The 7,849-nt window shown below is 44.7% G+C and carries 10 protein-coding genes; 5 read left to right on the forward strand and 5 right to left on the reverse strand.

Annotation, left to right across the window (positions count from 1 at the left end):
• Positions 1-412, forward strand: a 412-nt coding sequence (locus VK541_RS21875; RefSeq protein ID WP_324372651.1) for a hypothetical protein, incomplete at its 5' end; no start/stop codon positions are given.
• A 25-nt stretch (positions 413-437) separates the two neighbouring features.
• Here VK541_RS21875 and VK541_RS21880 read toward each other — a convergent pair.
• Positions 438-635, reverse strand: a complete 198-nt coding sequence (locus tag VK541_RS21880) for a hypothetical protein (protein WP_324372652.1) — start codon at positions 633-635, stop codon at positions 438-440.
• A gap of 230 nt (positions 636-865) precedes the next feature.
• On the opposite strand from VK541_RS21880, the gene VK541_RS21885 reads away from it, so the two are divergent.
• The 3 genes from VK541_RS21885 (at position 866) to VK541_RS21895 (ending at position 3,649) form a co-directional block, all read left to right on the forward strand.
• Complete coding sequence (locus VK541_RS21885) at positions 866-1,981, forward strand: lactonase family protein (protein WP_324372654.1); 1,116 nt, start codon at positions 866-868, stop codon at positions 1,979-1,981.
• A gap of 120 nt (positions 1,982-2,101) precedes the next feature.
• Positions 2,102-2,377, forward strand: coding sequence for a metalloregulator ArsR/SmtB family transcription factor (locus VK541_RS21890; protein WP_324372656.1), 276 nt, complete (start codon positions 2,102-2,104; stop codon positions 2,375-2,377).
• 81 nt (positions 2,378-2,458) lie between these two features.
• Positions 2,459-3,649, forward strand: coding sequence for an MFS transporter (locus VK541_RS21895; protein WP_324372657.1), 1,191 nt, complete (start codon positions 2,459-2,461; stop codon positions 3,647-3,649).
• A gap of 228 nt (positions 3,650-3,877) precedes the next feature.
• On the opposite strand, the gene VK541_RS21900 is transcribed toward VK541_RS21895, so the two are convergent.
• Genes VK541_RS21900 through VK541_RS21910 form a run of 3 tightly spaced genes read right to left on the reverse strand, consistent with a single transcriptional unit; the run spans position 3,878 to position 5,642 of the window.
• Positions 3,878-4,621, reverse strand: a complete 744-nt coding sequence (locus tag VK541_RS21900; protein ID WP_324372658.1) for an isocitrate lyase/phosphoenolpyruvate mutase family protein — start codon at positions 4,619-4,621, stop codon at positions 3,878-3,880.
• An 8-nt stretch (positions 4,622-4,629) separates the two neighbouring features.
• A complete protein-coding gene (locus VK541_RS21905; protein ID WP_324372660.1) occupies positions 4,630-5,157 on the reverse strand; it encodes a DinB family protein in 528 nt (175 codons plus the stop codon).
• 38 nt (positions 5,158-5,195) lie between these two features.
• Entirely contained in the window at positions 5,196-5,642 is a 447-nt protein-coding gene (locus VK541_RS21910; protein ID WP_324372661.1) for an SRPBCC domain-containing protein, read from the reverse strand.
• A gap of 126 nt (positions 5,643-5,768) precedes the next feature.
• Here VK541_RS21910 and VK541_RS21915 point away from each other — a divergent pair, with 126 nt between their 5' ends.
• Positions 5,769-6,755, forward strand: coding sequence for a GlxA family transcriptional regulator (locus VK541_RS21915; RefSeq protein ID WP_324372662.1), 987 nt, complete (start codon positions 5,769-5,771; stop codon positions 6,753-6,755).
• A 28-nt stretch (positions 6,756-6,783) separates the two neighbouring features.
• Here the strand turns inward: VK541_RS21915 and VK541_RS21920 are convergent, their stop codons facing one another.
• Positions 6,784-7,674, reverse strand: coding sequence for a PPK2 family polyphosphate kinase (locus VK541_RS21920; RefSeq protein WP_324372664.1), 891 nt, complete (start codon positions 7,672-7,674; stop codon positions 6,784-6,786).
• Between the last annotated feature and the right edge of the window lie 175 nt (positions 7,675-7,849).

The raw sequence follows: 7,849 nt of genomic DNA on the forward strand, positions 1-7,849 counted from the left end.
TCTGTTTTTTGTTGCTGCTGCTTTGGTCGTGTTTTATATTGCTGCTGTTTATCAGAAGGGGCGGCTGCCGGTAAGTTTCGAACCTGCGGTTGTGCACGGTCAATCTAACCGGGCTAATGTGGGGGACGGTGAAATGCCACAAGGCGATGACCCCTGCGGTGGAACAGGCGGACTCGGGATGATTGTCAGCCTGGGAAGTCATGCCATCACCGTTAAATCGCGCGACGGCCGCAAACAGCTTATCAAGCTCACTGACAGGACAAAGATCAGAAATTCAGCAGGTGCCATATTAATGTCCAATTTGAAAATAGGCAACAGGGTAACGATAGTTACATTCGAATCGGATCCGGATGGCAACAAAATTGCAGCGGTTGTTTTGATCTGCAATGCATCAAGTCCGGAAACACAGTAAGGAGAGTAAATTGGTGAAGGCAACCTTAAACAGTACTAAGGTCATCCGGAGCCGCGTCGTTAACCGTAGAACCGGAAATTTCCGGGGATTTAAGTGCAGAAAATTGCAGCGTCATGAGCCAGTTGAAAGCAGCTGCAGGAATCAGACCACCCTCCTGAGCATTATCAACTGTAGAATAGATGGGATAATCTTCAATTGAAGGAAATTCGAGAAAGATGGACATCGCTATTTGTTTAGATTTCATTTATACAACCCCGCACAAACTAAAAAGTTTGATGTGCCTGCTGTTTGTTTACTTAAAGTCTGCTACACTTGCCCGAGTTGGCTTTGTTTTGATCTCTGCAAGTTTGGTTTTACTTTCAGCCCTATCAATTGTTGTTCTTTTTCAAATACAATATAATCAAATCAATTGTATTTGCATGAAAATTAGTCTGCGGATATTACTTTTGTGCTATGCAGCGCAAGACATTTCTCCTTTTTTTATTGCTGACTTTAAGCTCGCAGCTTTTACAGGCGCAGCAAACCCTTCTTTTCGTCGGATCCTATAACATCGACAAAAGTCTTCCGGGCATTTACATTTACAGCTTTGACGGTACATCCGGAAGCTTAACCAAGCTTACCGAACGTGCAGGAGTACTCAATCCCTCCTACCTGGCACTGTCCAGAACCGGCAAATACCTGTATGCCTGTACCGAATCAAGGGCCGGGCAACTGGGCAGCGTAAGCAGTTTCGAATTCCGGAACGACAGTTTAAGGTTCATTAGCCAGCAGCCAACAGGAGCAGCAAATCCTGTTTATGTAGCCTTAGACCGGCAGGAAAAGTGGCTGATCAGCGGCAGTTATACCGGCGGCGGTCTGGCAGCCTTTCCGCTGAACAAAAAAGGTGAGATAAAAAAGGCTACTCAAATCCGCTTATTTAAGGACTCCAGCATCAGGCCCCAGCAAAAGTCTGCGCACATCCATTCCGTCAATTTCTCGCCCGACCAGCGGTACGTCTATCTTCCGGATCTAGGGGCAGATAAGATCCGGCGCTTCACCTTCACCTCATCACTGGCCGAACCTTTAAGCCAGGAATCGGCCATCAAAACTCCTCCCGGCAACGGGCCAAGACATATGGCATTTCACCCCAACGGCAGGTTTGCCTATTGCGTTTCGGAGCTTTCCGGTGCGGTAACGGCCTATTCCAATCAGAACGGAAGACTGGATTCCATACAGGAAGTCACCTTACACCAGCAGCCTCATGAGTCTTACAGCAGCGCAGATATCCACATCTCCCCAGACGGACTATTCCTGTACGCATCCAACCGCGGGCAGGAAAACAACATTGCCATTTTTGGCATCAACCGCTCCAGCGGTCGCTTATCCTTAGTCGGCTATCAGCCCACCGGCGGCGAGCACCCAAGGAATTTTGTCATTGACCCATCCGGTAAATTTCTGCTGGTTGCCAATGAAATCAGCGGTGATGTTGTTGTCTTCCGTCGCAACCAAAAAACCGGATTGCTGGCAGATACCGGCCACAACGTTCGTATCAAAGGACCTTCCTGCCTGATTTTTAAGGCCCTACCATAAAACGGCAGCCTAAAAACCCTTTGGAAATTATATTTATACATAGAAATACTTCTATATATAAAAAGATATATTTAACTTTGCTGCGATAAGGATCACCAATAATCGGGAGCTGTCGTAACAATGGACAATAAAAAAATAGAGCGGATATCCAAGGCACTGAGCGACGTCAGCCGGATCGCTATTTTACAGGAGTTTAAAAAAAAGAAAGACTGTCTTTACTGTGCTGAAGTAAATGACCTGTTAGACCTCACCCAGCCTTCCGTTTCACATCATTTGAAATTATTGGTAGATGCTGAACTGCTTTTACCTGAAAAAGAAGGACGCAACATCAAGTATGTGCTGAATCAGCAGGTACTGGATGAATACATCGCCAGCTTGAATGAGCTAAAAGATTAGGGAAAATTACCTTTTAAAAATTAAAAAAGCAATAAACTGCTTTAATATATTGAAATATTTGAATGTTTAAATGTTAAATCAATGAATAAATCTATCTATATCATGGCTCTTGGGGCCTTTGGAATCATCACTACAGAATTTGGTGTCATCGGTATATTACCGGCCCTGGTCAAAGAATTTCATATATCAGTAGATACTGCCGGCTGGCTGCTCAGCGGCTTTGCTTTAACAGTAGCACTAGCAGGCCCCTTTACCAATATGCTTACCGCGAAAATGAACCGTAAAATCATCATGTGCCTGGTGCTGGCCATATTTGTCATTTCCAATTTGCTTTCAGCCATAGCGCCGAATTTCACAGTCCTGATGATCGCCCGGATCATACCGGCATTTTTACACCCAGTGTTCTGGGCAGTAGCGATGACTGCCGCTTCAAAACAGGCCGGGCCAAAAGATGCGCCTAAAGCAATTGCCATAGTGATGGGCGGTCTGAGTATAGCAACTGTTTTGGGCGTTCCATTGACCACCTATGTAGCTGATCTGTTCAGCTGGCGGGCATCATTTGTACTCTCAGCATTGATTAACCTGTTCGCTTTTGCTGCGCTGGCCATATTTGTTCCTTCTATGCCGGTCACCGAAAAACAGGCAAACCCTAAAAGTCAGCTTCAAATACTAAGCAGCGTACAACTATGGATTCGGCTTTTGACTTCAACGATGATACTGGCAGGCATGTTTGCCACTTATGGCTATCTGGCCGAATACTTAGATAAGGTATCAAAAATGAGCGGAGTACAGATCAGTATCATGCTGCTGATTTTTGGCGGGACAGGAATACTTGGAAATTGGCTAACCGGCATTGCATTAAGCAAAAACATACAGCTGACCAGCCGTGTGTTTTTAATTGCGCTAGCGATAATGCATCTGCTGGCTTACCAATTAGGCGGATTCTTTATCCCAATGGTGACCATCCTTTCTGTCTGGGGTTTTATTCATACCGGAGGTTTTTTGGTAGCTAATCTGCAGGTCATCAATGGTGTGCGCGGTCCGAAGCTGGATTTTGTCAATAGTTTACTTCCCTCCTTCTTTAACGCTGGTATCACTTTGGGGACTTTACTCGGTGGTTTTGTCATTGCCCACTACGGGGTTCATGAAGTCATCTGGATGACTGTTTTCCTTTTACTAATATCCTTCAGCCTCAGCTTTGTTAAAATCAAAGAAAGCAGAAAAAAACCAGCTAAATCGACTGAGCCTGTTGAACTGGACTTTGTTCAATAAGCGAATGCTTCTTATAGAAAAACTTCCTGCAAATCGTGTGGATATCACAGAGAAATTACTGAGAAATCCCAGTGTTGCGATATCCTTGCCGTATCATTACGATATAGCTGCGATATGGTTGCCGTATCCGCAGATATAGCAACCATAACGGTGGGGTCTTGCAAGGATAAGCCAACTCGCCGATTACTCCGGGATTTCTCTGGGATTTCTCCGGGATTATCAGATCAATCAATACAGACCCGCCAATGAATTTTCTTCCTTAACGGTCAATACAAGGTTGTCAATTTTTTTATACCCTGCTGAATATAAAATTCCGGCCATACTGATCCTTTTCACCCCGCACTCTGCCAGCAGCGAAACGGATGATATTTGCGAAAGGCCCACCACATTTACGGGCATTGAAACAGCTGACACAATTTCCCTGATCGTTCCGGCATCCTGCACCCCGGTCACAAAAAGACCGTCAGCACCGGCATCCTTATACAGTCCGGCCCTGATGATGACTGTTTCCAGGGGATCAGGCAATTTTTGAAGAAAAACATCTGTTCTGGCATTGATAAACAACTGCTGATTGGTTTGCTGCAGGTAGTTCCTGATGGCATATAATTTCTTCAGATATATTTCCTCACCCTGGTGATCCTCCAGGTTAATGCCGGCTACGCCCAGGTCCAACATTTTTTGGATATGTTCGGTCACAAGTTTCAGGTCATCTGAGTATCCCCGTTCCATATCAACTGAAACCGGAATGCTGGTTACTGACCTTATCCGCTCGACAATATAACGCATTTCGGAAAATGGTATATTTTCACCGTCTTTATAGCCCAGCGAATCAGCAATAGCTCCGCTTGAAGTCGCAATGGCATCAAATCCGGCCTTCTCAATAATTTGAGCGCTTTTGGCATTCCAGGCATTGCCGATCAGCAGGGGCTGCTCCCGTTGATGCAGGTCATAAAATGTTTGATAATGATTCATATTGATTTCTAAAAGAGTTTTTCCTGAGGCGGTTTGACGCCTGCCAGCCGAAGATATACCGTTGTTTGTCCCCGGTGATGCGCCTGATGTTCAAAAACTTTAGCCAGCGCTGTTCTTTTTGATATATCGAATTGTCCAAGCATTTTAATGGTTTCATCCAATTGACTTTCAGACATTTTTTTTAAGTTGTCGATGACAAAATCATAACTGGCCATCACCAGGTTACTCACATTAGTTTTAGATTTATCGCTGCTTTTTTCCAGCTCTCCAACACTAAACGGACTTTTAGTGCCGACAGGAGCCGAAGCCAAACCGTAATTGGCATCTGCCAGGTGCAGTAGCTGCTCCGCAAAAGACCGCATTTCCGGAGTAGGTTTTAAAGCATAACCGTTTTCCGGCATGGCATCCAGATATTCCCGGGTATAAGCCTTCGACCTTTCCCATTCCTTTACCAGATCAGCGGTATTTACTTGGGCCTTTGTGAATTGACTGGCTATGATCAAACACAGTACGAGTACTAAACTTTTAAGTTTCATATTTTTTAGATTTTAATATAAATGGTTAAATTTCATCATTAAGCCAAAATAAGCTGCACTCCTTTTCCTGTTGTGATCAGGCTGAACAAGCTTTGCTGAATGATTTGGCTCCACGCACCTGAACAGGAATCAAAACACTCAACTCCCGGATACAATCCCTGATGGGTAAAATTTAACCTGGTTTTACCGTCTTCTTCTGAGGTTTCAAAAATGATTTTTGTGCCTGTCCATTCATTGACGTCCTCGGTAAAGTTAAGCTGGCTTTCGGTAACCAGCCATACTACTTTCTGATCAGGCACCATTTCTACTACCCTTTGCTTTGAATAATGAAACTCTTTATACCGGTAGGTGAATTCATCGTTAATTTTTTCTGATCTGCCGGCAATGTCTCCCGGCCACCAGTTCTGAGGGCTGTTGACTGCATCAAAAACTTCTTTCTGTGTTTTGTCTACCAATAAGGAGGTAGTGAAATCGGATGTTTTCATAATAGGATCTGTTGTTTAAGTTATTGACAAATTTACAGGCAAACTACACACCTCAGGATAGGTCAAAATAGACATTATAGCGGGTTGATTTGGACATGAAAATTTTTTATATTTGCAAGAAAAACAATGAAGCACATTACTATCATCGCCCCGGATGGCCAGACAAACCTCGGTACTGTCGCTTGCATTGCAGGCGCTTACGAAATATTTACCAGGGCCAATGAATTCCATAAGGAAAACGGCGGCAAGGAGTTGTTTAAGATCGAAATAGCAGGCATAACGCAAAACACTGATCTGGCAAGCGGTCTTTTTTCAGTGAAGACCCATGCGCACATTTCAGAAATCGATAAGACAAACCTGATCATTATCCCATCTTTGGGCAGCTATGAAAAAGCCCAGAAGGGCAATGTCGGTATTGTTGACTGGATTGTAAGGCAATATAAAAACGGCGCAGAAATAGCTACCATGTGCAGCGGCGCCTTCATGCTTGCCTCAGCAGGTTTACTTGACGGCAAAAACTGCTCCACCCATTGGAACTATGCCAATAAATTCCGGACCTTATTTCCCAATGTAAACCTTCAAGCCGATGAATTGATCACCGACGAGAATGGCATCTATACCAATGGCGGTGCCTATTCGTTCTTAAACCTGACACTATACCTTGTCGAGAAGTATTATGACCGCCAGACGGCGATTTTCTGTTCCAAAGTTTTCCAGATTGAAATGGACAGGCAAAGCCAGTCGCCGTTTATCATATTTAAAGGTCAAAAGCAGCATGGCGATGAGATGGTCCAGGAGGCCCAGGCCTATATTGAAAGCCAGTTAACGACAAAAATCTCGATGGAGAGCTTATCGTCTAAGTTCTCTGTTGGCAGGAGAAATTTCGACAGGCGGTTTATAAAGGCAACGGGAAATACGCCTATAGAATATGTACAGCGTGTGAAGGTTGAATCGGCAAAAAAATCATTTGAAACTACCCGCAAAACAATTAATGAAGTGATGTATGAGGTGGGTTATTCGGACCTGAAAGCATTCCGTGAAATATTCCGGAGGTTTACAGGGATCTCACCGCTGGCATACCGGAACAAGTACAATAAGGAAGCAATTGTTTAAAGCAGTGGCCGGGTATTTTTAAGAAAATTTAGCTGGATTCATTTTCTCCTTCGAGCTCCTTTTTGTAGGCTGCCAGGGCGGATTGCTCATCTTTCCCCAGAACCGGGAAACGTAAATCCAGCTTTTCAAAAGTTTCGGCCAGGATTTTGGCAATGATCAGTCTGGCATACCATTTTTTGTCCGCCGGGACAATGTACCAGGGGCAGGTTTGGGTTGTAGTCGCTGAAATTGCCTCCGCATAGGCAACCTGATACTGATCCCACAACTCCCGCTCCCGTAAATCCCCGCCGGCAAACTTCCAGTTTTTTTCCGGATCATTGATCCGGTCCAGGAAACGCTGCTTTTGCTCTGATCTGGAGACATGCAGAAAGATTTTAATCACCGCAGTTCCATTTGCTGACAAGTGGGTTTCAAAATTTCGGATACTCTCATACCGGTTCTTCCAGAACCGCTGATCGATCTGGTCAGGTAAGGTGTAACCCGGCAAATTCTCATTTAAAATATACTCGGGGTGTACCTTGCAAACCAGGACATACTCGTAATGTGAACGGTTATGGATACCGATCTTGCCCCTTGCAGGTAGCGCTGTATAATGCCTCCAAAGGAAGTCATGGCCGTATTCTGCTGAAGTCGGCGTCTTAAAATTATGCACCTGGCAGCCCTGGGGGTTGATCCCGGAAAAAACATGTTCAATTGCGCTGTCTTTGCCCGCTGCGTCCATGGCCTGGATGATGACAAGCACTGCATGTGTACCAGAAGCATATAATTTTTCCTGGCTGGTATGGAGTGATTTCTTGAGCTTTTCCAGTTCCAGCTGACCAGTCTCTTTGTCGAGGGGGCCGCTATATGTGGTGGAATAATCGTTTAGGCGGATCTTTTTTTTCGGGGGAGCCACATATGGCGCAATTTCTTTTTTCATACAGCAGTTATAGAACAGCAACATCAGAGGGCAGGAAATTGTTTTTTTTTGCAAAGCAAACATTCCGGAGGTTAATTTGTCTCTTTAGCAAGGAAACAATGGCCATATGGATTTTACCGTCGGAACCGCAGATTTAGTGAGCATGTTCGTAGCACTGCTATGCGGCGGAATAATT

This window comes from Pedobacter sp. (genome assembly GCF_035317785.1).
In the GTDB taxonomy this organism is placed as follows: Bacteria; Bacteroidota; Bacteroidia; order Sphingobacteriales; family Sphingobacteriaceae; genus Pedobacter.